Annotated in this window: 28 protein-coding genes and 6 pseudogenes; 21 read left to right on the forward strand and 13 right to left on the reverse strand. The window is 38.2% G+C overall.

Annotated elements, in window-relative coordinates; all coding sequences use genetic code 11:
* Positions 1-276 precede the first annotated feature (276 nt).
* The 9 genes from JEU79_RS00990 (at position 277) to JEU79_RS01030 (ending at position 3,313) form a co-directional block, all read left to right on the forward strand.
* Positions 277-453 carry a hypothetical protein gene (locus JEU79_RS00990; RefSeq protein ID WP_198262593.1) on the forward strand — a complete coding sequence of 59 codons (177 nt, stop codon included), beginning with the start codon at positions 277-279 and terminating at the stop codon, positions 451-453.
* Positions 454-575: 122 nt separating this feature from the next.
* Positions 576-836: a hypothetical protein gene (locus tag JEU79_RS00995; protein ID WP_214660466.1), complete on the forward strand. Its 261-nt coding sequence runs from the start codon at positions 576-578 to the stop codon at positions 834-836.
* Between the two features lie 32 nt (positions 837-868).
* Entirely contained in the window at positions 869-1,279 is a 411-nt protein-coding gene (locus JEU79_RS01000) for a hypothetical protein (RefSeq protein ID WP_198262595.1), read from the forward strand.
* A 12-nt stretch (positions 1,280-1,291) separates the two neighbouring features.
* Entirely contained in the window at positions 1,292-1,591 is a 300-nt protein-coding gene (locus tag JEU79_RS01005; RefSeq protein WP_198262483.1) for a hypothetical protein, read from the forward strand.
* A 92-nt stretch (positions 1,592-1,683) separates the two neighbouring features.
* Complete coding sequence (locus tag JEU79_RS01010) at positions 1,684-1,848, forward strand: hypothetical protein (RefSeq protein WP_198262596.1); 165 nt, start codon at positions 1,684-1,686, stop codon at positions 1,846-1,848.
* On the forward strand, positions 1,845-2,120 hold the full coding sequence (locus tag JEU79_RS01015) for a hypothetical protein (protein WP_198262597.1): 276 nt from the start codon (positions 1,845-1,847) through the stop codon (positions 2,118-2,120). The genes JEU79_RS01010 and JEU79_RS01015 overlap by 4 nt, the downstream gene beginning before the upstream one ends.
* An 8-nt stretch (positions 2,121-2,128) precedes the next feature.
* On the forward strand, positions 2,129-2,749 hold the full coding sequence (locus JEU79_RS01020; RefSeq protein ID WP_198262598.1) for an N-6 DNA methylase: 621 nt from the start codon (positions 2,129-2,131) through the stop codon (positions 2,747-2,749).
* Positions 2,746-2,934: a hypothetical protein gene (locus JEU79_RS01025; RefSeq protein ID WP_198262599.1), complete on the forward strand. Its 189-nt coding sequence runs from the start codon at positions 2,746-2,748 to the stop codon at positions 2,932-2,934. Before JEU79_RS01020 ends, JEU79_RS01025 begins: the two co-directional genes overlap by 4 nt.
* Position 2,935: 1 nt before the next feature.
* A complete protein-coding gene (locus JEU79_RS01030) occupies positions 2,936-3,313 on the forward strand; it encodes an Eco57I restriction-modification methylase domain-containing protein (protein WP_198262600.1) in 378 nt (125 codons plus the stop codon).
* A gap of 149 nt (positions 3,314-3,462) precedes the next feature.
* Here JEU79_RS01030 and JEU79_RS01035 read toward each other — a convergent pair.
* Positions 3,463-4,618 (reverse strand): annotated as a pseudogene (locus JEU79_RS01035) (IS3 family transposase).
* Between the two features lie 443 nt (positions 4,619-5,061).
* Here JEU79_RS01035 and JEU79_RS01040 point away from each other — a divergent pair.
* The 5 genes and pseudogenes from JEU79_RS01040 to JEU79_RS01070 all read left to right on the forward strand — a co-directional run bounded on the left by JEU79_RS01040 (position 5,062) and on the right by JEU79_RS01070 (position 8,293).
* Entirely contained in the window at positions 5,062-5,349 is a 288-nt protein-coding gene (locus tag JEU79_RS01040; RefSeq protein WP_198262601.1) for a hypothetical protein, read from the forward strand.
* 79 nt (positions 5,350-5,428) lie between these two features.
* Complete coding sequence (gene tnpA, locus JEU79_RS01045) at positions 5,429-5,752, forward strand: IS66 family insertion sequence element accessory protein TnpA (RefSeq protein ID WP_198262602.1); 324 nt, start codon at positions 5,429-5,431, stop codon at positions 5,750-5,752.
* Positions 5,749-6,129: an IS66 family insertion sequence element accessory protein TnpB gene (gene tnpB / locus JEU79_RS01050; RefSeq protein ID WP_198262603.1), complete on the forward strand. Its 381-nt coding sequence runs from the start codon at positions 5,749-5,751 to the stop codon at positions 6,127-6,129. Before tnpA (JEU79_RS01045) ends, tnpB (JEU79_RS01050) begins: the two co-directional genes overlap by 4 nt.
* 49 nt (positions 6,130-6,178) lie before the next feature.
* A pseudogene (gene tnpC / locus JEU79_RS28240) lies at positions 6,179-7,708 on the forward strand (IS66 family transposase).
* A 9-nt stretch (positions 7,709-7,717) separates the two neighbouring features.
* Complete coding sequence (locus tag JEU79_RS01070) at positions 7,718-8,293, forward strand: hypothetical protein (protein ID WP_198262606.1); 576 nt, start codon at positions 7,718-7,720, stop codon at positions 8,291-8,293.
* Positions 8,294-8,373: 80 nt separating this feature from the next.
* Here JEU79_RS01070 and JEU79_RS01075 read toward each other — a convergent pair whose 3' ends face one another.
* From JEU79_RS01075 to JEU79_RS01120, 11 genes are all read right to left on the reverse strand, one after another.
* Positions 8,374-9,591, reverse strand: a complete 1,218-nt coding sequence (locus JEU79_RS01075) for an RNA-guided endonuclease InsQ/TnpB family protein (RefSeq protein ID WP_198262607.1) — start codon at positions 9,589-9,591, stop codon at positions 8,374-8,376.
* A 147-nt stretch (positions 9,592-9,738) separates the two neighbouring features.
* Positions 9,739-10,599: a hypothetical protein gene (locus JEU79_RS01080; RefSeq protein WP_198262608.1), complete on the reverse strand. Its 861-nt coding sequence runs from the start codon at positions 10,597-10,599 to the stop codon at positions 9,739-9,741.
* 5 nt (positions 10,600-10,604) lie between these two features.
* Entirely contained in the window at positions 10,605-11,534 is a 930-nt protein-coding gene (mnmL, locus tag JEU79_RS01085; RefSeq protein WP_198262609.1) for a tRNA modification radical SAM protein MnmL/YtqA, read from the reverse strand.
* A 65-nt stretch (positions 11,535-11,599) separates the two neighbouring features.
* Entirely contained in the window at positions 11,600-11,770 is a 171-nt protein-coding gene (locus tag JEU79_RS25720; protein ID WP_214660467.1) for a hypothetical protein, read from the reverse strand.
* Positions 11,771-11,919: 149 nt separating this feature from the next.
* Positions 11,920-12,171 (reverse strand): acyl carrier protein, encoded by a 252-nt coding sequence (locus JEU79_RS01090; RefSeq protein WP_198262610.1) that lies wholly within the window; start codon positions 12,169-12,171, stop codon positions 11,920-11,922.
* Positions 12,172-12,233: 62 nt separating this feature from the next.
* Positions 12,234-13,358 (reverse strand): GNAT family N-acetyltransferase, encoded by a 1,125-nt coding sequence (locus JEU79_RS01095; RefSeq protein ID WP_198262611.1) that lies wholly within the window; start codon positions 13,356-13,358, stop codon positions 12,234-12,236.
* Positions 13,355-13,870, reverse strand: a complete 516-nt coding sequence (locus tag JEU79_RS01100; protein WP_425511158.1) for an acyltransferase — start codon at positions 13,868-13,870, stop codon at positions 13,355-13,357. The genes JEU79_RS01095 and JEU79_RS01100 overlap by 4 nt, the downstream gene beginning before the upstream one ends.
* Entirely contained in the window at positions 13,857-14,105 is a 249-nt protein-coding gene (locus JEU79_RS01105; protein WP_198266121.1) for a hypothetical protein, read from the reverse strand. Before JEU79_RS01105 ends, JEU79_RS01100 begins: the two co-directional genes overlap by 14 nt.
* Positions 14,087-14,380 (reverse strand): type II toxin-antitoxin system RelE/ParE family toxin, encoded by a 294-nt coding sequence (locus JEU79_RS01110; RefSeq protein ID WP_198262613.1) that lies wholly within the window; start codon positions 14,378-14,380, stop codon positions 14,087-14,089. Before JEU79_RS01110 ends, JEU79_RS01105 begins: the two co-directional genes overlap by 19 nt.
* 1 nt (position 14,381) lies before the next feature.
* Positions 14,382-14,669 (reverse strand): addiction module protein, encoded by a 288-nt coding sequence (locus tag JEU79_RS01115; RefSeq protein ID WP_246539885.1) that lies wholly within the window; start codon positions 14,667-14,669, stop codon positions 14,382-14,384.
* Positions 14,670-14,720: 51 nt separating this feature from the next.
* Positions 14,721-15,038, reverse strand: a complete 318-nt coding sequence (locus JEU79_RS01120; protein WP_198262614.1) for a pepsin/retropepsin-like aspartic protease family protein — start codon at positions 15,036-15,038, stop codon at positions 14,721-14,723.
* A 194-nt stretch (positions 15,039-15,232) separates the two neighbouring features.
* On the opposite strand from JEU79_RS01120, the gene JEU79_RS01125 reads away from it, so the two are divergent.
* On the forward strand, positions 15,233-15,631 hold the full coding sequence (locus JEU79_RS01125) for a polysaccharide deacetylase family protein (protein ID WP_198262615.1): 399 nt from the start codon (positions 15,233-15,235) through the stop codon (positions 15,629-15,631).
* Positions 15,632-16,173: 542 nt separating this feature from the next.
* Here the strand turns inward: JEU79_RS01125 and JEU79_RS01130 are convergent.
* Positions 16,174-17,327 (reverse strand): annotated as a pseudogene (locus tag JEU79_RS01130) (IS3 family transposase).
* Positions 17,328-17,520: 193 nt separating this feature from the next.
* Between JEU79_RS01130 and JEU79_RS01135 the strand changes: the two are divergent.
* From JEU79_RS01135 to tnpC (JEU79_RS01160), 6 genes and pseudogenes are all read left to right on the forward strand, one after another.
* Complete coding sequence (locus JEU79_RS01135) at positions 17,521-17,964, forward strand: hypothetical protein (RefSeq protein WP_198262616.1); 444 nt, start codon at positions 17,521-17,523, stop codon at positions 17,962-17,964.
* Positions 17,965-18,180: 216 nt separating this feature from the next.
* Positions 18,181-18,717: a sulfatase-like hydrolase/transferase gene (locus JEU79_RS28245; protein ID WP_425511159.1), complete on the forward strand. Its 537-nt coding sequence runs from the start codon at positions 18,181-18,183 to the stop codon at positions 18,715-18,717.
* Positions 18,641-18,997: pseudogene (locus tag JEU79_RS27245) on the forward strand (sulfatase-like hydrolase/transferase); the annotation flags it as partial. The gene JEU79_RS28245 and the pseudogene JEU79_RS27245, both read left to right, overlap by 77 nt.
* Before the next feature lie 79 nt (positions 18,998-19,076).
* A complete protein-coding gene (gene tnpA, locus JEU79_RS01150; protein ID WP_198262617.1) occupies positions 19,077-19,307 on the forward strand; it encodes an IS66 family insertion sequence element accessory protein TnpA in 231 nt (76 codons plus the stop codon).
* A 142-nt stretch (positions 19,308-19,449) separates the two neighbouring features.
* Positions 19,450-19,751, forward strand: a pseudogene (gene tnpB, locus JEU79_RS01155) (IS66 family insertion sequence element accessory protein TnpB).
* 74 nt (positions 19,752-19,825) lie between these two features.
* A pseudogene (tnpC, locus tag JEU79_RS01160) lies at positions 19,826-21,354 on the forward strand (IS66 family transposase).
* Positions 21,355-21,376: the final 22 nt, after the last annotated feature.

Below are 21,376 nucleotides of genomic sequence, written 5' to 3' on the forward strand. Positions count from 1 at the left end.
ATGCCGCCCATTACCGTTGACGGCCATCGGCTCCTCAGCCTGTGCCGTGAAGATATTGTAACAGGATCATTACCGTTGTGAAAATACCTTGGGTGAATGGAACGGCTCTATCGTTCCAGAGGGCAAAGCCCTTTCTCTTCATCTGTTTAAAGTTAACATGAGAAACTAAAACACATCAAGGAATATATTGTTAATTGGACAAGACGAGAAGATAAACGAAATATTAAACTTTCAGCAATCGGTAGTGCTGACAATGAAACGGGCTACGTATTTCAAATGAATTTAAACTATGATCCTTGTATTAGCCCTATTGAAATAGAAGAAAATGCTTTATCTGTTAATGATTATAATGCCCAATACGCCTATCGAAAACATGCAAGATTCTGGTTGAATGGTGATTATAAAGAGAGTGTGAAAAATTCAAGATCCAAAAGACAAATGGATCATCTTTAAGTGCCGATATATCAGCAACATACAAGGATGCAATTTCTCGTGATGATATAGAAGAATCAGAAGCTCTCTATCAAGTACAAAAATTGCCTCAAAATGGAATGCAGATCCATTCTGAATATACGATGTATGGACATTTCTTTTTTATACATAAATTGTTCAGTGGTGTTGAAAAAATCAGATTCTTTTTAGATCAAGATTCTGGAATGAGAGCAACCTGCTTAACAGCTTTCCATAACGAAATAAAAAATAGAAGCTGTGATGCTTTTTATGTTCGAATAACAAAGGATTTAACTGTTGATGAAAAGCGGAGAACTTTAAATGATTCCAGGAACTATTTTTCAGATCAGCAAAAGAACACCCTGATTTATCAAAAAATAAAATAAAATTAAAAATAATAAAAGATCGATTAGAAAACATGCAGGAAATTGGAAACTGGAAAGATAAATGGCTTTTACACCCTTTTCCTAATATGTCTGAACCAGAAAAAGCGATTTGTTATCTTACTGATTATGGTGACTATGATGAAGACCATCAGGCATGGTTATATAACAAAGCCTCCATGCATGGGATTGATAATTTTTTTATGCAGGTTAGACGTAGATTATCATTATTAGAGCGAGCTATTTCATCTGCCAGCAGTTCTGGCAGAAGGTGGTATGGGTATTCTGCTTACAACCCAAAGAACATTGTTAAGTTACTCGATATATTCCGAGTTTATTATAATTATTGTATTGCAGGAAAAGACAAAAAAACACCCGCTATGCGTTTAGGTCTGGCAAAAGGCATTGTTAGTCCAGAAGACATCATTTATTTTTCACCTAATTAACTATGAGCCATTATGAATAAAACAATTTTCAAACAACTTAAGAAAGACAAAGGTAACTGGCTCAATGAAACAGAAGTACGCCAGGGATGGATAAAGATTATTGGTGATGCTTTAAATATTCCTTTTCAAATGGAGAGGCAAAGAGTTGATGCCAGTTATAACAGAGTTATTATTGAATTTAAGGATAAGGGCTTATTTAATGGCAGTACTTCCAGTTCTGCATTTAAAAATGCGGTGTTTGATCGCTTAAAAAATATATCCCGACTCGTGCTAAACTCGAATCCCTCGACAATGAGGATTATATTGGAATAGTTACCGATGCAGAGCATATTGCATTTGCACGGTACAGCCGAGGAAAAATAGTTCATGATGCATTATTACCATTAAGTGAATCCAGTGTATCTTTGATAGTTAAGGCTCTGACTGATTGTAAATGGGTTCCTGTTACATCAGAAAATCTAATCACTGATTTTGGTCATAGTTCTGATGCTGGCTGTAATATGTTACAGGCTTTATCTGACGCATTATCAGAGCGACTGGAAAAGAAAAATAATAATAAAATAAAATGATCTTTGAAGAGTGGAAAGCTCTTTATGGACAAACATCAAATCTTTCCATCAGCCAAGTGAATGGGATTCTTGATAATATTGGATTTCAAGTCAATTTCTCTGAACAAAAAAAGTCTGAAGAATTGAAGATCCCTGTTGCACTTTTTGTCATACATACTTACAACTCTCTTTTGATAAAAATTCTTGGTGCAGAAGTTGTTGCCGAACATGCACTAACCACTTATAAAGGATTTATCAGAGAAACTCAGTCAGCCTTGATGGTCAATTATTAATTGACCGAATGGAATATGAAATTGAACAGGGTAATTTCTTTTCTGGTGCTGGAATAAATGGGTTTGGAGAAGAAGTTATTTTCAGTTGGTATCTTGATGTTGCAAGATTGAAACAACATCAAGCCAAAATAATTGATGGATTAAAAGGTATTTTGCTTTCATTCTCCATGTATAGAGCGGATAAATTAACTTCCGCACGTTCAAAAGATGTTCTTAAGTCGTTTTATCAAGATCTCGTGCCAAATGAGCTACGAAAAAGTCTGGGTGAATTTTATACACCAGAATGGTTGGTTGAAGTCACTCTGGATAGAATCAATGTAAAAAATTTTTTAACTCAACGATTTCTTGATCCAACATGTGGTTCAGCTTCTTTCTTACTGGCTTTAATCAGGAAAATAAAAATACAAGCAACAGATGATGGGTGGGGTGATTTAGAAGTGTTAAAACACATCATAAACAATGTCTGGGGCTTTGATTTAAATCCTTTAGCAGTCCAGACTGCCCGAGTGAATATATTAATCGCTATTTCTGATTTATTAGACAATAACAAAGGAACAGATATAGAAATACCGATTCTTTTAGCGGATGCAGTGTATTCCCCAGCTCGAAATCCTAAAAAGATGAATTGATTGTCTCTTATAAAATTGGTAGTGAAGTAGCCGATCTTGAAATTTTATTGCCTTCAGAATTGGCTTTTGATAGAAGTCGTTTAGATTCCGTATTTTTACTAATGGATAATTTAGTTTCAAAAAGTACTCAGTGGCGTGAGACAGAAAAAAAAATTAATACAAAAAAAATTAATTACATCCAATGAAATGAAAGAATGGAGATCACCACTCAAGCATACTTATGAAAAAATTCTGGATTTACATGAAAGAAACTGGAATGGTATCTGGTTTCGTATAGTGCGTAATTTCTTCTGGTCTGCTATTGCAGGAAAGTTTGATGTGGTTGTTGGTAATCCACCTTGGGGATGGTCAAAATTACCCGAATTATACCGTGAACGTATAAAGCCAACCTGTGATCATTATGGAATTTTCTCAAAAACAAAATTTCATGGTGGAAATGAACTTGATATATCAGGAATGATCACCTATACCGTTGCAGATAAATGGCTCAAAGATGAAGACGGAATTTTAGCATTTACAGTGGACCCCATTGTCAAGACAGCTTTCTCAAATATTAAGATATAATTCTGTTGGTTATTTATAGTATTAGTCTTATCCACATATCCACAGGTCTGCCAGTAGTCCAGAGACGCTTGCGATATATCTCAGGGCTACTGGCTTGGCCTGTGGATATGTGGACAAGGCGGTTGCCAGTAAAGTTGATTATCCTCTCATCATGCTGCCCGTTTTAAGTCTGGAACAACTTCTTTCATCACGCCATAGATCTCTGCAGGCGTTTTTCCACCGTGTGTACTGTGTGGTCGTTCATGGTTGTAAAACTCAAAATATTCCTTTAATGAGCTCTTTAGCTCATCAATACTTTGGTAATCCTTGAGGTAAATTTCCTCATATTTTACACTTCGCCAGAGTCGTTCAATCATAATGTTATCCATTGCTCTGCCTTTGCCGTCCATGCTGATTTTTATATCATTGGCCTTTAGAACACCTGTAAATGCTCTGCTAGTATATTGAGCACCTTGATCCGTATTGAAGATTTCTGGCTTTCCATATCGTCGCAGTGCTGTTTCCAGACTACTGATACAAAAGCTTTCTTCCATGCTGGTTGACACTTCCCAGGACAGCACAAAACGGCTACTCCAGTCCATAACAGCACTTAGGTAGACAAATCCATGTGGCATCCGTAAATACGTGATATCTGTGCACCAAACCTGGTTATTCCTATTAATATCAATTCCTTTGAGCAAATATGGATAGAGGTTATTTACTTTGCAAGGCTTGCTGGTATTGGGTTTTGGTGCCACTGAAACCAATCCCATGATCCGCATAAGCCGTTGAACTTTTTACGATTAATTTTATAACATTTCAATCTTAATGCATTACGAATTTGACGACTGCCATAGAATGGATGTTTTATGTACAACTCATCAATCAAATTCATTAATGTTAAATCTTTATTTTGCAGAGGCTTTTTAGGTTGATAGTAATAGCTTGAACGGTTCAGGCCGATAAGCTCACATTGTTTTTTGATGCTCAACTGAGGGTGCTCTTTTTCTATGCAACACCGCTTTTCTGCTCTACTCAGTTGAACATCTTCAACTTTTTTGACAGCCAGTCAGCCTCTACTTTTAGTTGACCTATTTGGCTGTACAGGTGTTCTTTTTCCTTTTCATGTTCAGCATCTTTATTCTCTAATTTTTTTTGAAAAAGTATCGGCTGCACCATCAAGCATCTGCTTTTTCCAGCTATTGACCTGGGTGGTGTGCACTTCAAATTCTGACGCAATTTCTGCGACTGTTTTTGACCTTTCAAAGCCTCAATGGCTACTTTTGCTTTAAATTTGTTGTTGAATGTTTTTCTTTTTGTGCTCATTTTTTTGTTCCCCGTTAGGTTAGCTCTTATATCTTAACCTATTGTCCAGTTTTCGGGGTCCACTATAATTTGTTATCACGCAAACTCATTTTCAATCACCATCTTCAGCAGGTTTTCGATCATTTTATATCGGAAATAATCAGATCATTCAACCTGTAGGGATTGATGATCTAAAAGCTTTAAAGCCATTTCCTGATGCAGCCAATAAAACAGCTATTTTTATTGCTAAAAAATGCAAAGGTAACACAATAAAATATCCTATACCCTATGCTATATGGGAAGCGGCTAAAGGAAATAAAAAAGCAATCCCTGCTCACCTCACAAAACAAGAAGCTCTTGATTCAGTTGACATTGATAAGTGTGAGGCAACCCCTGTTACGGGAGGTGATTCACCATGGGCTATTACACCGAAAGGTGGTTTTAAAGCATTTAAAAGATCACTGGTGCAAGCACTTGGGTTAACGGCAGAAAAAAGGATAACCACAGAATTAAATGGTATTTATTTTGTAAAAATTATTGATACAAATAAAAATAATAATTTGGTGCAAATTAAAACCTGCCCTGACTTTGGAAGAAATGAAAAAGTAAAACCAGCAAGAAAGTTTTGGATAGAACCTGATTTTCTATATCCTTTAGTTAAGGGGGCTGGAGATATACAGGAATGTTATGTCTCAATCAAAAAAGATTTATATGTACTGGTGCCTAATAAGGGGATCACAAAACAGTTGTAAACGTCAATTAAAACCCACGTTCACAATAAGCTTCAGTTAGCTCAAACTATGATCTTCAATTCGTAATTTGGAGATACAAATGAGCAACCATTCAAAAGATGCTTCGATGAAGCAACACATAGAGGCCTGCCAAGCCAGTAACTTAAGCCAGGCAGTTTATTGTCAACAACATAAGATACCCTCTCATATTTTTAGCTATTATCGAAAGAAGTTGGGTTATGTTAGCTCATCAAAACAGGTCAACACCAACAATCAACTCATTCCCATTAATTTACTGGCCAATTCCCCCACAAGCAATGCAATTAAAGTAAGCCATACCAATGGTTTCAGTTTGGAAATCAATTCTGATACGAACCTGAATCAGCTCAAGTCCATTCTGGATTTGCTCAGGACTGTTTCATGATAACGGGCATCACAGTCAATCAGGTTTATCTGGTTTCTGGTGTTACCGATATGAGAAAAGCAACCAATGGGCTATCACTGATTGTCTCAGAGCAATTGGAACACAATCCCTTTGATGGCAGTGTCTTTGTTTTTTGTAATCGTCAGCGAGATAAACTTAAAATACTGTACTGGGAGCGTAATGGTTTCTGGCTTTACTATCGTACACTTGAAAAAGGGAAATTCCAGTGGCCGATGGAAAAAGAACAACCCACTCTTTCGTTAACACTGAGAGAATTACAGTGGTTACTGGATGGTTTATCTTGCACACAACACCATGCTCACCCTGAAATTCATGGTCTGGAAACAACTAAAAAAGTCCCTTTAGATGCGCATTAAACAGAATAAATACAAGCATTTAACGCTCATTTTTAGTATAATATAACGCATGAGTTCAACAGACAAAATACTACCAGAAGAGATACCAACGCTCAAAAACAGGGTGCTTGAACTCCAGTCAAAAGTGGACTGGTATGAGGAACAATTTCGTCTGTTGCAACACAAACGGTTTGGTACTTCCAGTGAAAAAGAAGCCCACCCCGACTTCTTTAATGAGGCAGAAACGTTCGCCGAAGAAGCACCGGAAGTCCGTGAAACCATTACTTATGAGCGTAAAAGCCCGGTCGTAAGCCTTTACCTAAAGACCTACCTCGTAAAGTTGTTCGTCATGAGTTATCTGAAGCAGAACAAGTCTGTGACTGCGGTCATCACTTGCATGAAATTGGTGAAGAGACCTCAGAGCAACTGGAAATTGTTCCTGCTCAGGTATATGTTGTAGAACATGTTCAGGTTAAATATGCCTGTCGTGCTTGTGAGGAAGGCGTTAAAACTGCTCCTAAGCCTGCACAGCCCATTCCTAGAAGTTTTGCATCACCCAGCCTGCTGGCCTATATCATTGTTTCTAAATTCCTAGACAGCTTGCCTCTCTATCGACAGGAAGCGATATTTAAACGCTATAAGATAACACTTTCCAGAGCCAGTATGTCCAACTGGGTGCTTAAATCAGCTGAATTACTCAAACCCTTTTATAATCGGTTGTTGTATTATCTCATTAGGCAGAAAATCATCCAGGCCGATGAAACAACGATGCGAGTGATCCATGATGGACGTGAGAATTGCCCTAAATCTTATATGTGGCTCTATCAAAGTGGCGGCTATCATTCCAAGTGTCCCATTGTTTTGTATGAGTATCAGCCTACTCGTGCAGGCCAACATGCCAAAACCTTTTTAACGGGGTTTTCAGGTTACCTGCAAACGGATGGCTTTCCCGGTTATCATATATTCGAAAATGAGAACAGTGAAGTCACTTTATTAGGCTGCATGGCACATGCTCGTCGCAAGTTCCATGATGCCTTAAAAGCATTACCCAAGAACAGTCAGAAAAAGCCTGGCATGGTACAAATGGCGATCAGTAAAATTGCTAAATTGTATGCGATTGAAAAACAAATCAAACCGCTCAATGCTGAACAACGTTACCTGATCCGTCAGGAAAAAAAGCAAACCACTACTGGATGACTTTAAAAAGTGGTGTGATGATAAAGTGACTAAAACAACAAAAGACAGTAAGTTGGGTGTCGCTATTCGTTATGTGATCAATCAATGGAAGTATCTGACTGTCTATCTTGAAGAGGGCAACCTCCAGATTGATAATAATATGGCAGAGCGGCGGATCAAACCCTTTGTGATTGGGCGCAAAAACTGGGTCATGAACCAAAATCCTCGTGGTGCTGAGGCCAGTGCTATTTTATATTCAATCGTGCAAACAGCGAAAGCAAACAACCTAGAGCCCTTTGCCTTTTTAACACACATTCTGACTGAGTTACCTAAGCTGGGCAGGCATTATGATGATGAGGCTTTAGAGCAATTGTTGCCATGGAATTTGACTGAAAAAATTCAGCCTTTAAATAAAGTGGAATGATACGTCAACGTGGGAAGTTTTGACGTATACAAACAGTTATTAGAAGATTGTGAAAATGACATGGAAGACAAACCAAAGTGTGAAGGATTTTTTAGCACCTATCAAGACCAGCTTATTTTAAGATCAACATATAGCAAACGAATGACAGAACACGCACCTTATTTCTGTATTTCAAATGTTGGCAGTTATACTTTCGCACCATTTAAAGTGGTATGGCCTGAACAGCCTGGCAATAAATCATTTAGAGCGGCAGTCATTACAAAAGGTAACGATCCTATCAGTGGTCAAAAAGTTTTTGTTCCCGACCACAAATTGTTTTTTGTTGATTTTTATGATTCAGAGCCAGCCTATTATCTTTGTGGTTTACTAAACAGCTCTACAGTACAAGCTTTTATTGATAGTCATAATATTTCAATTCAAGTGGGTAATGTGTTTAAACACATGAATTTACCAGAATTTGATGCAGATAATAAGAAACATAAAGAGTTATCAGCATTAAGTGAAGTAGCACATAATGAAGATAACAAAATCAAAAGACAAGCATTGTTAAAAACTATTTCTAAACTTGGAAATTCATTACTTTGAGCAAATATGGGTGTTTTTATACAAAAATATCAACACCTTTGTTTATCGGCTTGCCTGAAGGAAGGGGATTCCTGAGAGCCTTAAGCTACAGCAGGTTCTAACTCATTACTGAGTTGTCTGGTTCCTGCTTCATAGAGTAGACTAACGCCCGTCTCTCCACAGGCTAACAAGCGGTGTCCCCGCTCTAATACATTGATTGCACCAATCACGTCAGCATGATTTTTATGATGACAGACAACACACTCAAATTCTGATTGTGTTTTCCGGTTGTCCTTGCTTCTGTGTTGGCACATGGGACAAGTCTGACTGGTGTATTTTGGATCGACAAACAACACTTGACCGCCAGACCAACGTTGTTTGTATTGCAGAAAGGTTTTGAACATCCCCCAGCCCTGTTCGAGGATGACTCGGTTCAAGCCTGATTTCTGTTTGACCATTGCTCCAGGGTTTTCCATATCACCTTTCGCTGATTTCGTCATGTTTTTTATCTGCAAGCTCTCAAGCACAATCATAGCGTGGCTTTTGCTGAGTGCAGTTGATAGCTTATGCAGGGTGTCATGACGAATATTGGCTATTTTGGTATGAAGTCGGTTAATCTTCTCTTTGAGCTTTCGCCAGTGGTTTGAAAACTTAATTTTTCTGGCTAAACTCTTTTGCAGACGTTTGATTTTATCCTTAAAAAAACTCACGTCTATCGGTTCGGCAAACTCACCGTCTGATAGGGTAAAGAGACGTTTCACACCCATATCGACACCAATCATTGATAATGACGAGTGGACAGATTCAGGTAATTCCATTTCAACCTGAATAGAGACAAACCAATATTTTCCCTGACGGGAAACCGTCACATTCTTTGCCGTACCTTCAATCTCTCTGGACTTTCTGAAATTTACCCAACCAATTTTAGGTAGGAAAATTCGCCGGCCTTCAATTTTAAAACCTTGGGGTAATGAAAAGCTATCCCTGTCACCTCGTTTCTTGGGTGTGGGTATTTTTTTTAACGGTTGCTTTTTGTCAAACGCATCCTTAAAGGCTCGTTCCAGTTGCTTAAGCGTCTGTTGTAAGGTTTGGGCGGGTGACAGTTTTAGAAACCCATATTGATCACTCTTTTTCCAGAGCTTGCTAAACCAGTCAAGTTCCTGGTACCAAAGCATCGGTTGTTTATTTTCAAGATGGTAAAGATTCAACCTTAAAGCCTTATTCCACAAGTAACGACAATTGCCCGCATATTGAGACATTAACTGCTCTGTCTCTGCGTTGGTGTTGAGTCGGTATTTGTAGGCTTTGCGAATGATCATGATTCTATAATAGCTATTTGTTGTACAATATTCAAGAAGTATTGAAAAAATTTTTAATGTCGGTGATCATCCACCTGAAGGAAGGTGTATTTCGCTTCGTTTGTTAAGAGATTTTTGGATAAAAGGGTTTAAATAATTCCAGATAGGCTACATTTTTAACAGAAAAACTTCAGAATATTCCGGTGAGGGTGGTTCAATATCCGCTACACTTCTATATTGATAAGGATAGCCCCAAGTGACCAAGCGAGACAAAAACAAAGAAGTGCCATTCAATAGTTGCTCATCAATTTGTATCCGCTTCACCCGCATTTGAGACATCAACTGATTACGAAAAAATGTTAAATGCTGTTGCAAAAACTGAGGGTCGCTGGCTGAATACAAGCTAAACAAACCATCGCCACCGCCGCCCATCAACAAACATTCTTCTTGTTTATGTTTCACCAATGCATAGGCATTGCCGAATGATGCATGATCATCGAAAAGCACTTTGTTCGCAGGATTACAAGAGCGACCAATTTCTTCAACATCCACAATGATTTTATAATCATTCGACTGAAAAAATGAGCTACGATAAAGAATTCGTTTACTTTGATTGCCATCCTTGAAACCTAATTTTTTATAAATCTCATAGGTCACATCATTAGAACTAAAGCTAGTCAAAATAAGGTCTTTATTTTTTAATAATGGGAAAAGCATCATGATGCTATAACTGCGATATTCATGCAAAACGATCCAAGTGCTCAAATTGCAAAACAGACGTGTCTTACCCGCCAGCTTCTGATGACTGTAGATGGTACCAATATAGCCGACAATTTGTTCCCCTACGGCTAAAACGATCCCCGGGGAAAAAGCCTCTTCCGACCAATGATTTTGAAATAAGCGCTGCCAATCTTGTTTGCATAAATGAGAATTCTTCATTTTCAGCAACAAAGGATACACTTTTTCAAAATCACTGACTACGGCCTGGCGTATCGTTGGCTTCGACTGAATTTCTATCACTTTATTCATGCTTATTATTTGCCATCTTTCACAGACACCGCATCACCATTAACATTCAAGCATTCCAACTTTGTGGTTATTTTATTTAACACCAACCATTTTTTGCTACACCATTGTGGTGCCAACAAAATATCTTCCGCTGCCGTCCCGGTTAAACGATGAAAAATTAATTCTTTAGGCGCCATCCTGATCATTTCAACCACCGTATCGACATATTCATCCAGGGTCAATGCATGACACAACCCCTGCTTCCATTGGCGTACTAATTGCGTGCCTTTGACTATATGCAAGGGATGTATTTTTATGCCTTCAGGTTGAGTTTCCAATACCCGCGACATACTCGTCACACTCTGTTGCGGTGTTTCTGGCGGCAAGCCTACAATTAAATGCGTACACACTTGCAAGCCATACTGATGCGCACGTTTAATCGCATCCTGATACTCAGCAAAACCATGACCTCGATTCACATGCGCTAGGGTACTATCAAAGCTGGACTGAACACCCAGTTCCAACCAGATTTCATAGCCCTGCTCTTGATATTGTGCCAACAATCTTAACACCCCATCCGGCACACAATCAGGGCGAGTACCCACCGATAGGCCGATCACATCGGGGTGCGACAAGGCATTATCATAGAGTGATTTTAAATCATTAATATCAGCATAAGTATTCGTATAGGCTTGGAAATAAGCCAAATAGTGAGTTGCCCCCGTGCGTTTCACAATCACCTTTCGCCCGGCATCTAACTGCTCATCTATCGAGGGGGGCTTGCGACTATTGGGACTAAATGACGTATTATTACAAAAAGTACAACCACCGATGCCTTTCGTTCCGTCACGATTTGGACAGGTAAATTGTGCATCAATGGCTAATTTATGTACCTTATGGCCATATTTTTCACGCATGGCACGGCCAAAAGTCAATACAGATTGATCAAGATACATAGAATATGGCTAATTTCTGCTTAGTGATAATAAAAAATCGGCTATTAGCCAAGCTCAAGTAAGGCTTAGCTAATACAAAGACTGTCAATAATATCAGCAGCAACCACCGATGTGCGATTCCTTGCACGCCGGTCTTTACCCATGCGGCGCTCAAACGTGATCTGTTTGCCGTGACAATCTACAAGAGGAAAAGAGGCTTTTTTACTCTGCCTTCTATCGCTACCGATCTGATGCATTTGCTATCCTTTAAAATCATCAAATTTATTAAAAACTACACTTTATTTAAAGCCATATTTAATTTAAAACCCTATACTTCATCAGTATAGTAACTTCTAAAAATTTCGCAAGATTAATACCAAACTGAAAATTTCACCTAAATAGAGCCCTAAGCCCCTATTTTTGTATCAAGAAATTGATCCAGCGTCCCTAATGTTTCAAAAGTATCACCACTGATATCATCATCTTCCACAATAATACCAAATTGTTCCTCTAAAGCAGTAATCACAGAAATCACTCCCATTGAGTCAAATTCTGCAACATTCCCCAACAACAATGTCTCTGAATCACTGTCATTAAAGGATTCATCTAGTTCCAGTGTTTCAATTAAAATACGTTTTATTTGCTCTAAATGTGTCAAAAAAAGTCCCTAACATAAAATTTTATAACGATTATAGCATTCTCACTCTAAAAACCCATTATTTAGGCTTTTAAAATATATTTTTTTACCCAGGGGGCTACAATGGCTTTTAAACCATACCCAAAACCCCAAAGCGTCTTTTTATTGTACGCAACAACAGCCCACCTCTCTCGTCGCTGCGTCATCCAGTCCTTTTTGTAGGCATCGTCACCGGTCAAACAATCAATTTCACTCACCCGATCTTTTTCAATCACAAATTCAAACAAGGCCGCTGTCAAAATAGAACCAATAGAGGTATTTTTAAAGCGTGGGTCATAAGCCAATTTATAAATACTGGCAATCGCACCATCCACCCCATCACTCACCAACCAAATTTGGGCGGCCGCAGGCACATTGTCAATAGTGGCCACGCCCAAACGCAATTGATTTTTTTTAGCCAGCGACAACACCATATTTTCAACAAACAAGGGATAAGTTTCAGCCGTTTTCCAGCTGGCTGCATAAATCGCCTGGTACTGGGGTAACAATGCTTGTACCTCATCAAAAGAGGAGACAATGGTTATTTCAACAGCCTCCAACTTTTTCGCTTTACGACGAATGGTATTTCTTAATTTAGAAGGGCGTTGCTGATAATAGGCTGAAAAATCATCTGAAGTCACCCTCTCATACCAATTACCGAAGGAAAAATAGGCATCCACAAAATAACCACAACGCTTGAGCGATGAAAGCAGGCAAGCATATTCAACCTTGCCATTATCTAAGGGTTCAAAAGTAATGCTCTGATAGTTAAAACGATCAATTGCTTTAAATAAAGTCAAAAAAAGCGCATCCAGCGGCACAGATTCCGTTGCCACCAAAGGCATAGTAAAAAGAGAGGAATAATAATTACTCAAAACATGCAAGTGCCGGCCTTTGTTAACGGATTCATAGCAAGGCAAAATTAATAAGGGCTTTCCATACTTTGGCTCTGGCTCTGGCTCTGACTCAAATTCCAAGGCAAAAATACGCACCGACTCGGGAAAAACATAACGCTCCAACAACTCAAACCAAAGCCGTGAAAAAAAAATACTCTCACGCGATGCTTGTTCAAACAAGGGATTAAAACGCTCCGGCACACTGGCCATCGAATCAAATTCGCCGAACTGAATGCCTTTTATGACAGTGTCTATAGCAATAGGGCTGGTCATTTTCGCATTTTAACCACTTTAGCCGGATTGCCAACCACAATGGCATAATCAGGCACCTCGGTCGTCACCACAGAGCCCGCGCCGACCACACAATGCTTGCCCACATTGGCCATAATCAATGCGCCATTACCAATCCAGCAATCTTCGCCAATGCTAATTTTTTCAAAATGCCCACCTTGCTGCTGTATCGGTTGCTCCAAATCGGCAAAATCATGCTGATGCTTACCACTCATAATATGCACACCACTGGCAATCAAGGCATTTTTGCCAATACGACACATACCGATATTACATTGCGGACCAATATAAACCCCTTCATGGATCTCCGTATCCGCTTGTGAAAACAAGGTCGCAAACGAGATCACCACATTAGGATGACAATAAGCCATCGTATGGCGATAAAAGGCAATTCGCAGATAGCTCCCAAGCTTGCCTGGCAACAGACTCAGCAATTGTGAAAAGGACATAAAAGGACTTTCACGCAATAGCTTTTCACTGCTAAAAAATAACATCAACAATGGCGAAATAACCACCACCAATAATAGGCCTATAAGCCTTTTCAAATTCTGTTTCACCTTGTATTCCTAAAAAAATCATTCCAACACTCACATCAGCAATACATTTTTCTATTTTGCTATTAGCAGGAAGGATATGTTGGAGAGCTTGGCCTATTAAGGACTCACATCTTGCTCTATAATTGAAACAACTGCACCATGAGCAAATTTTTGTTATGTTCGTTTTAGCCAATATTTCGGTTTTCTGCTATTATGCATAATAGCAACAACATAAACAAACTCATTAGCAGTTCGATAAATGATAGAAAAAGGGAATTTACTTAACAGAAATCGTCGGAAGTTATTTTGGAATTTAGGCCATGTATTAGGCATTTCAGAAACTGCTTGATATGCAGATTCCAACTCATTTAAAAAATCATCCCCTAAACCATCCGCCTGTTTTTGATACCAGTCAAATGATTCTTTAATATCAGTAGCGACCTCTGGATGAAATTTAATTTCTTCCATTTTAATTTTTTATTGATTTTTTTAACGTTTGCCAAGAAACACCTTTCACGGTACCTGACTCAAGTTCTAGGTAGCGTTTTTCTGCTAATTCGGCCCATGCATCATCAACACCATCTTCTTGTTTGCTCTCTAGGGAAGAAATCAAACAATGTGCGACCAGCGCTTTATCTTGAGATGAAAGTTCTTTAATACTTTCAATAACTTGCTTTACATTAATAGACATATCAATACCAACTATTTGTAATTGTAAATAAATTCTAGCACACACGGCTATTTTTTCATATTGCAAAAACGGAGTGCTAGTGTTCCCATCAGCAACACGTTTTTCTATTTTGCTTTATTAGGAAGGATATGCTGGAGAGTTTGGTCTAACAGTCACTTTGTGTCTTGGACAATCAACTAACAAATCCAAGCCTTCTAATACCATTTGTCCTATTAAAGGCTCAACACCATAATCACTGATCAGAAGAGGATTTTCGGTTGTTGAATCATCTGCCAAGTAAACAAGCGCTTTGCTATCCGCTTTTAAACCAATAGCTTCTGCAACATCTTTACCTATAATTGAAACAACTGTACCGCTATCAACCAGAGCATCAAGCTCAATAGATTGACCATTGAAAGGATTAATTAATGTAAAATCCCCTCTCACTTCGCCCATGACTGACACCCTTTAATTTTTTAATTTTCTAATTGCGTATTCATAATTTAGTTTTTCCATTTTTCTTTATCGTCATTCTGAAAAATTCGAAATTTCAGTATTTTTTACAATGCGATACCATGATTCTATCAGGTAAATTAACACAAGTAATAAAAAAACTAAAACAGGGCATTTAATGATGTTATAATCCCAATATGCTCAATTACCATGCCCCCATTCGCTTAGCGACAGACACAAGCCCACAGCTGATCGTCGTCATTGATACTGAAGAAGAATTTGACTGGTCTTCCCCACCAGACAAAAATGCAGTTGCTGTCACCGCAATGGAAAAAATCTACCTGGTTCAAGACATATTCGATGAATATCAGATAAAACCCTGCTATATCATCGATTATCCTATCGCTAGCCAAGCTGCTGGCTATGAACCATTACTTGAAATCTATCAAAAAGACAATTGTGAAATTGGTGCGCACCTTCACCCCTGGGTCAATCCACCCTTTGAAGAAGCCCTCACGATCAGCAATATGTACCCGGGCAATCTAAGTCGAGCACTTGAGTTTGCAAAGCTTAAAAATCTCAAAAAGGATAAGTAAATAATATGCAAGTTGATTTCATGATCATAGGTTCCCAAAAATGTGGCACTAGGTAAGCGATCAATCAGCGATTAGATTTCCCCTACTTAACCAAATCGGATAAAAAAGTAACCTTCCAGTATTTTCAATTTTTTTAGCTTGTACCTCAATATAATAGTTGTTAAAGTGACTCTAATTATCATTAATATCACTCGGAAGTTCAATAATAACCTGTCTAAAAAAATAATATTAAATACACGTATTTAATATTATTTTAGCAAAGGAATATCGTGTTTTTTAAATTGAAAATTCAACCAGTTTTTTTTGTTTTTTTATTTGTACTTATTATTAGTTTAGTCATTGAATACAGTGGACCCCATTGTCAAGACAGCTTTCTCAAATATTAAGATATAATTCTGTTGGTTATTTATAGTATTAGTCTTATCCACATATCCACAGGTCTGCCAGTAGTCCAGAGACGCTTGCGATATATCTCAGGGCTACTGGCTTGGCCTGTGGATATGTGGACAAGGCGGTTGCCAGTAAAGTTGATTATCCTCTCATCATGCTGCCCGTTTTAAGTCTGGAACAACTTCTTTCATCACGCCATAGATCTCTGCAGGCGTTTTTCCACCGTGTGTACTGTGTGGTCGTTCATGGTTGTAAAACTCAAAATATTCCTTTAATGAGCTCTTTAGCTCATCAATACTTTGGTAATCCTTGAGGTAAATTTCCTCATATTTTACACTTCGCCAGAGTCGTTCAATCATAATGTTATCCATTGCTCTGCCTTTGCCGTCCATGCTGATTTTTATATCATTGGCCTTTAGAACACCTGTAAATGCTCTGCTAGTATATTGAGCACCTTGATCCGTATTGAAGATTTCTGGCTTTCCATATCGTCGCAGTGCTGTTTCCAGACTACTGATACAAAAGCTTTCTTCCATGCTGGTTGACACTTCCCAGGACAGCACAAAACGGCTACTCCAGTCCATAACAGCACTTAGGTAGACAAATCCATGTGGCATCCGTAAATACGTGATATCTGTGCACCAAACCTGGTTATTCCTATTAATATCAATTCCTTTGAGCAAATATGGATAGAGGTTATTTACTTTGCAAGGCTTGCTGGTATTGGGTTTTGGTGCCACTGAAACCAATCCCATGATCCGCATAAGCCGTTGAACTTTTTACGATTAATTTTATAACATTTCAATCTTAATGCATTACGAATTTGACGACTGCCATAGAATGGATGTTTTATGTACAACTCATCAATCAAATTCATTAATGTTAAATCTTTATTTTGCAGAGGCTTTTTAGGTTGATAGTAATAGCTTGAACGGTTCAGGCCGATAAGCTCACATTGTTTTTGATGCTCAACTGAGGGTGCTCTTTTTCTATGCAACACCGCTTTTCTGCTCTACTCAGTTGAACATCTTCAACTTTTTTGACAGCCAGTCAGCCTCTACTTTTAGTTGACCTATTTGGCTGTAAGGTGTTCTTTTTCCTTTTCATGTTCAGCATCTTTATTCTCTAATTTTTTTTGAAAAAGTATCGGCTGCACCATCAAGCATCTGCTTTTTCCAGCTATTGACCTGGGTGGTGTGCACTTCAAATTCTGACGCAATTTCTGCGACTGTTTTTGACCTTTCAAAGCCTCAATGGCTACTTTTGCTTTAAATTTGTTGTTGAATGTTTTTCTTTTTGTGCTCATTTTTTTGTTCCCGTTAGGTTAGCTCTTATATCTTAACCTATTGTCCAGTTTTCGGGGTCCACTATAGAATTAGCACTTGTGGAAAGAAAGTTCGCTATTTTTAACGGTGGTTTTTTATCTTCTCATGTACTTGATTCACCTTATGAAATCACGTTATTCTTTCTCACATTATTATTAGCCCAAGCTACTATAATTGCAATTATTTTACTCCCATTCCTTAAAACAAGTAAAAAAAAATAAAGTTATAGTCTATTATAATTTTATTTTTTTTTTTTTTTTAGCATTAAATGCAATTCTCCTTGGTCTAAAATATAAATTACTAAGCTATTTTAGTGATGCAGTCAGCTTTGAATTAATAAAGAATCTTGGTGGCGGAAGCATTTTAGACGCATTGCTTTATATAATTGATGAGGCTGTACTTATTTTAGTAGTAATACTGGCTATCACTGGTTTGTACTGGCTTGGCTATAAGTTAATTAGCAATATTAAATATTTAAATGAATTAATACCACCTGAAAGAAATATAAAAAAATACCCATTAACATCCAAAATCATATACTTCACATCATTTTTTTTTTATACTCGTAGCAAGCCTCTTGCTTTCAAATCAACAAAGAGACATAAAATATGGACTTAACAGCTTTCTTAGTTATAATTTAATAAATTCAGTTTTCTCACAAATAACAGATTTTGATAGAGATAACTATAGCTATTTTACCTCTCAAGCGATAAATTCCCCTTTGATGCAACAAAATACCCCTTTGCACTTGACAGACCTAACAATGGAATTGATGAAGATGGCCTTTTAGGCGATTTAAAATTTCACCCGCCTCAACCAACCATCAATATTACTATCCCCCCTAACCAAAAGAATTTTGTCTTAATTGTTCTTGAAAGTGCAAGAGGTGATTTACTCGAAAAAAAAATTAATGGCATAACCGTTGCGCCCAACATCAATGCATTAGCAACTGAAGGTACTGCTATCAAGGAAGCATATAGCCATGTAGGTTATACTTCACCATCACTGAAAACTCTTTTTACTGGTAGTATAAATCCAACAAAATCAAGCCCATCATTATTTCGTGAGTTTAAAGCTAGTGGTTATCAAATAGCCGTTTTCTCGGGGCAACCCTCTTCATTTGGGAGTATATCAGAAACAGTTGGTATGAGAAAAAATAGTGATGATATATTTTTTGATGCTGAAAAGTTAAAGGAAAAGCGAGCGTTTAGCTTCGAGCAAAAGGATCGCTTTTGCTCGATGGTCAGGTTTTATTGGGTGAATTCGATAATCGTTAGGAAACAAAAACCAATGGAAAAAACCAAGATTTATTTACTTCAATTTCCAATCTGCTCATTTTCCTTATTTTCACCCGGGAATGAAAAAGAGTAAAATTCTGTCAAAAGGTCCTATTTCTCGTAGTAACATAAGTAAGGATAATGAAATACACCTCAGAGAAACCTATTGGAATGCTATTCATTATGCAGACTGGCTCGTTGGACAAGTGATCGAAAGATTAAAAAAGCTTGGAGTATACAATAACACAGTAGTACTTGTAACCGCCGATCATGGTGAGTCATTGTTTGATGATGACTTTTTAGGTCATGGCCACTTTATTAATCAACAGCAAACGCACATTCCTTTAATCGTCAATATTCCTAACATAACGTAAACGTCAATTAAAACCCACGTTCACAATAAGCTTCAGTTAGCTCAAACTATGATCTTCAATTCGTAATTTGGAGATACAAATGAGCAACCATTCAAAAGATGCTTCGATGAAGCAACACATAGAGGCCTGCCAAGCCAGTAACTTAAGCCAGGCAGTTTATTGTCAACAACATAAGATACCCTCTCATATTTTTAGCTATTATCGAAAGAAGTTGGGTTATGTTAGCTCATCAAAACAGGTCAACACCAACAATCAACTCATTCCCATTAATTTACTGGCCAATTCCCCACAAGCAATGCAATTAAAGTAAGCCATACCAATGGTTTCAGTTTGGAAATCAATTCTGATACGAACCTGAATCAGCTCAAGTCCATTCTGGATTTGCTCAGGACTGTTTCATGATAACGGGCATCACAGTCAATCAGGTTTATCTGGTTTCTGGTGTTACCGATATGAGAAAAGCAACCAATGGGCTATCACTGATTGTCTCAGAGCAATTGGAACACAATCCCTTTGATGGCAGTGTCTTTGTTTTTGTAATCGTCAGCGAGATAAACTTAAAATACTGTACTGGGAGCGTAATGGTTTCTGGCTTTACTATCGTACACTTGAAAAAGGGAAATTCCAGTGGCCGATGGAAAAAGAACAACCCACTCTTTCGTTAACACTGAGAGAATTACAGTGGTTACTGGATGGTTTATCTTGCACACAACACCATGCTCACCCTGAAATTCATGGTCTGGAAAACAACTAAAAAAGTCCCTTTAGATGCGCATTAAACAGAATAAATACAAGCATTTAACGCTCATTTTTAGTATAATATAACGCATGAGTTCAACAGACAAAATACTACCAGAAGAGATACCAACGCTCAAAAACAGGGTGCTTGAACTCCAGTCAAAAGTGGACTGGTATGAGGAACAATTTCGTCTGTTGCAACATAAACGGTTTGGTACTTCCAGTGAAAAGAAGTTCACCCCGACTTCTTTAATGAGGCAGAAACGTTCGCCGAAGAAGCACCGGAAGTCCGTGAAACCATTACTTATGAGCGTAAAAAGCCCGGTCGTAAGCCTTTACCTAAAGACCTACCTCGTAAAGTTGTTCGTCATGAGTTATCTGAAGCAGAACAAGTCTGTGACTGCGGTCATCACTTGCATGAAATTGGTGAAGAGACCTCAGAGCAACTGGAAATTGTTCCTGCTCAGGTATATGTTGTAGAACATGTTCAGGTTAAATATGCCTGTCGTGCTTGTGAGGAAGGCGTTAAAACTGCTCCTAAGCCTGCACAGCCCATTCCTAGAAGTTTTGCATCACCCAGCCTGCTGGCCTATATCATTGTTTCTAAATTCCTAGACAGCTTGCCTCTCTATCGACAGGAAGCGATATTTAAACGCTATAAGATAACACTTTCCAGAGCCAGTATGTCCAACTGGGTGCTTAAATCAGCTGAATTACTCAAACCCTTTTATAATCGGTTGTTGTATTATCTCATTAGGCAGAAAATCATCCAGGCCGATGAAACAACGATGCGAGTGATCCATGATGGACGTGAGAATTGCCCTAAATCTTATATGTGGCTCTATCAAAGTGGCGGCTATCATTCCAAGTGTCCCATTGTTTTGTATGAGTATCAGCCTACTCGTGCAGGCCAACATGCCAAAACCTTTTTAACGGGGTTTTCAGGTTACCTGCAAACGGATGGCTTTCCCGGTTATCATATATTCGAAAATGAGAACAGTGAAGTCACTTTATTAGGCTGCATGGCACATGCTCGTCGCAAGTTCCATGATGCCTTAAAAGCATTACCCAAGAACAGTCAGAAAAAGCCTGGCATGGTACAAATGGCGATCAGTAAAATTGCTAAATTGTATGCGATTGAAAAACAAATCAAACCGCTCAATGCTGAACAACGTTACCTGATCCGTCAGGAAAAAAGCAAACCACTACTGGATGACTTTAAAAAGTGGTGTGATGATAAAGTGACTAAAACAACAAAAGACAGTAAGTTGGGTGTCGCTATTCGTTATGTGATCAATCAATGGAAGTATCTGACTGTCTATCTTGAAGAGGGCAACCTCCAGATTGATAATAATATGGCAGAGCGGCGGATCAAACCCTTTGTGATTGGGCGCAAAAACTGGGTCATGAACCAAAATCCTCGTGGTGCTGAGGCCAGTGCTATTTTATATTCAATCGTGCAAACAGCGAAAGCAAACAACCTAGAGCCCTTTGCCTTTTTAACACACATTCTGACTGAGTTACCTAAGCTGGGCAGGCATTATGATGATGAGGCTTTAGAGCAATTGTTGCCATGGAATTTGACTGAAAAAATTCAGCCTTTAAATAAAGTGGAATGATACGTCAACGTGGGAAGTTTTG

This window comes from sulfur-oxidizing endosymbiont of Gigantopelta aegis, assembly GCF_016097415.1.
GTDB lineage: Bacteria > Pseudomonadota > Gammaproteobacteria > GRL18 > GRL18 > GRL18.

What these genes read in the sequence shown, in the direction of transcription:
- JEU79_RS00990 (WP_198262593.1), top strand. Translation starts at nt 277, where the DNA reads ATGAATTTAAACTATGATCCTTGTATTAGCCCTATTGAAATAGAAGAA.
- JEU79_RS00995 (WP_214660466.1), top strand. Translation starts at nt 576, where the DNA reads ATGTATGGACATTTCTTTTTTATACATAAATTGTTCAGTGGTGTTGAA.
- JEU79_RS01000 (WP_198262595.1), top strand. Translation starts at nt 869, where the DNA reads ATGCAGGAAATTGGAAACTGGAAAGATAAATGGCTTTTACACCCTTTT.
- JEU79_RS01005 (WP_198262483.1), top strand. Translation starts at nt 1,292, where the DNA reads ATGAATAAAACAATTTTCAAACAACTTAAGAAAGACAAAGGTAACTGG.
- JEU79_RS01015 (WP_198262597.1), top strand. Translation starts at nt 1,845, where the DNA reads ATGATCTTTGAAGAGTGGAAAGCTCTTTATGGACAAACATCAAATCTT.
- JEU79_RS01020 (WP_198262598.1), top strand. Translation starts at nt 2,129, where the DNA reads ATGGAATATGAAATTGAACAGGGTAATTTCTTTTCTGGTGCTGGAATA.
- JEU79_RS01030 (WP_198262600.1), top strand. Translation starts at nt 2,936, where the DNA reads ATGAAAGAATGGAGATCACCACTCAAGCATACTTATGAAAAAATTCTG.
- tnpA (WP_198262602.1), top strand. Translation starts at nt 5,429, where the DNA reads ATGAGCAACCATTCAAAAGATGCTTCGATGAAGCAACACATAGAGGCC.
- tnpB (WP_198262603.1), top strand. Translation starts at nt 5,749, where the DNA reads ATGATAACGGGCATCACAGTCAATCAGGTTTATCTGGTTTCTGGTGTT.
- JEU79_RS01075 (WP_198262607.1), bottom strand. Translation starts at nt 9,591, where the DNA reads ATGATCATTCGCAAAGCCTACAAATACCGACTCAACACCAACGCAGAG.
- JEU79_RS01080 (WP_198262608.1), bottom strand. Translation starts at nt 10,599, where the DNA reads ATGAATAAAGTGATAGAAATTCAGTCGAAGCCAACGATACGCCAGGCC.
- mnmL (WP_198262609.1), bottom strand. Translation starts at nt 11,534, where the DNA reads ATGTATCTTGATCAATCTGTATTGACTTTTGGCCGTGCCATGCGTGAA.
- JEU79_RS25720 (WP_214660467.1), bottom strand. Translation starts at nt 11,770, where the DNA reads ATGCATCAGATCGGTAGCGATAGAAGGCAGAGTAAAAAAGCCTCTTTT.
- JEU79_RS01095 (WP_198262611.1), bottom strand. Translation starts at nt 13,358, where the DNA reads ATGACCAGCCCTATTGCTATAGACACTGTCATAAAAGGCATTCAGTTC.
- JEU79_RS01100 (WP_425511158.1), bottom strand. Translation starts at nt 13,870, where the DNA reads ATGTTATTTTTTAGCAGTGAAAAGCTATTGCGTGAAAGTCCTTTTATG.
- JEU79_RS01110 (WP_198262613.1), bottom strand. Translation starts at nt 14,380, where the DNA reads ATGGAAGAAATTAAATTTCATCCAGAGGTCGCTACTGATATTAAAGAA.
- JEU79_RS01120 (WP_198262614.1), bottom strand. Translation starts at nt 15,038, where the DNA reads ATGGGCGAAGTGAGAGGGGATTTTACATTAATTAATCCTTTCAATGGT.
- JEU79_RS01125 (WP_198262615.1), top strand. Translation starts at nt 15,233, where the DNA reads ATGCTCAATTACCATGCCCCCATTCGCTTAGCGACAGACACAAGCCCA.
- tnpA (WP_198262617.1), top strand. Translation starts at nt 19,077, where the DNA reads ATGAGCAACCATTCAAAAGATGCTTCGATGAAGCAACACATAGAGGCC.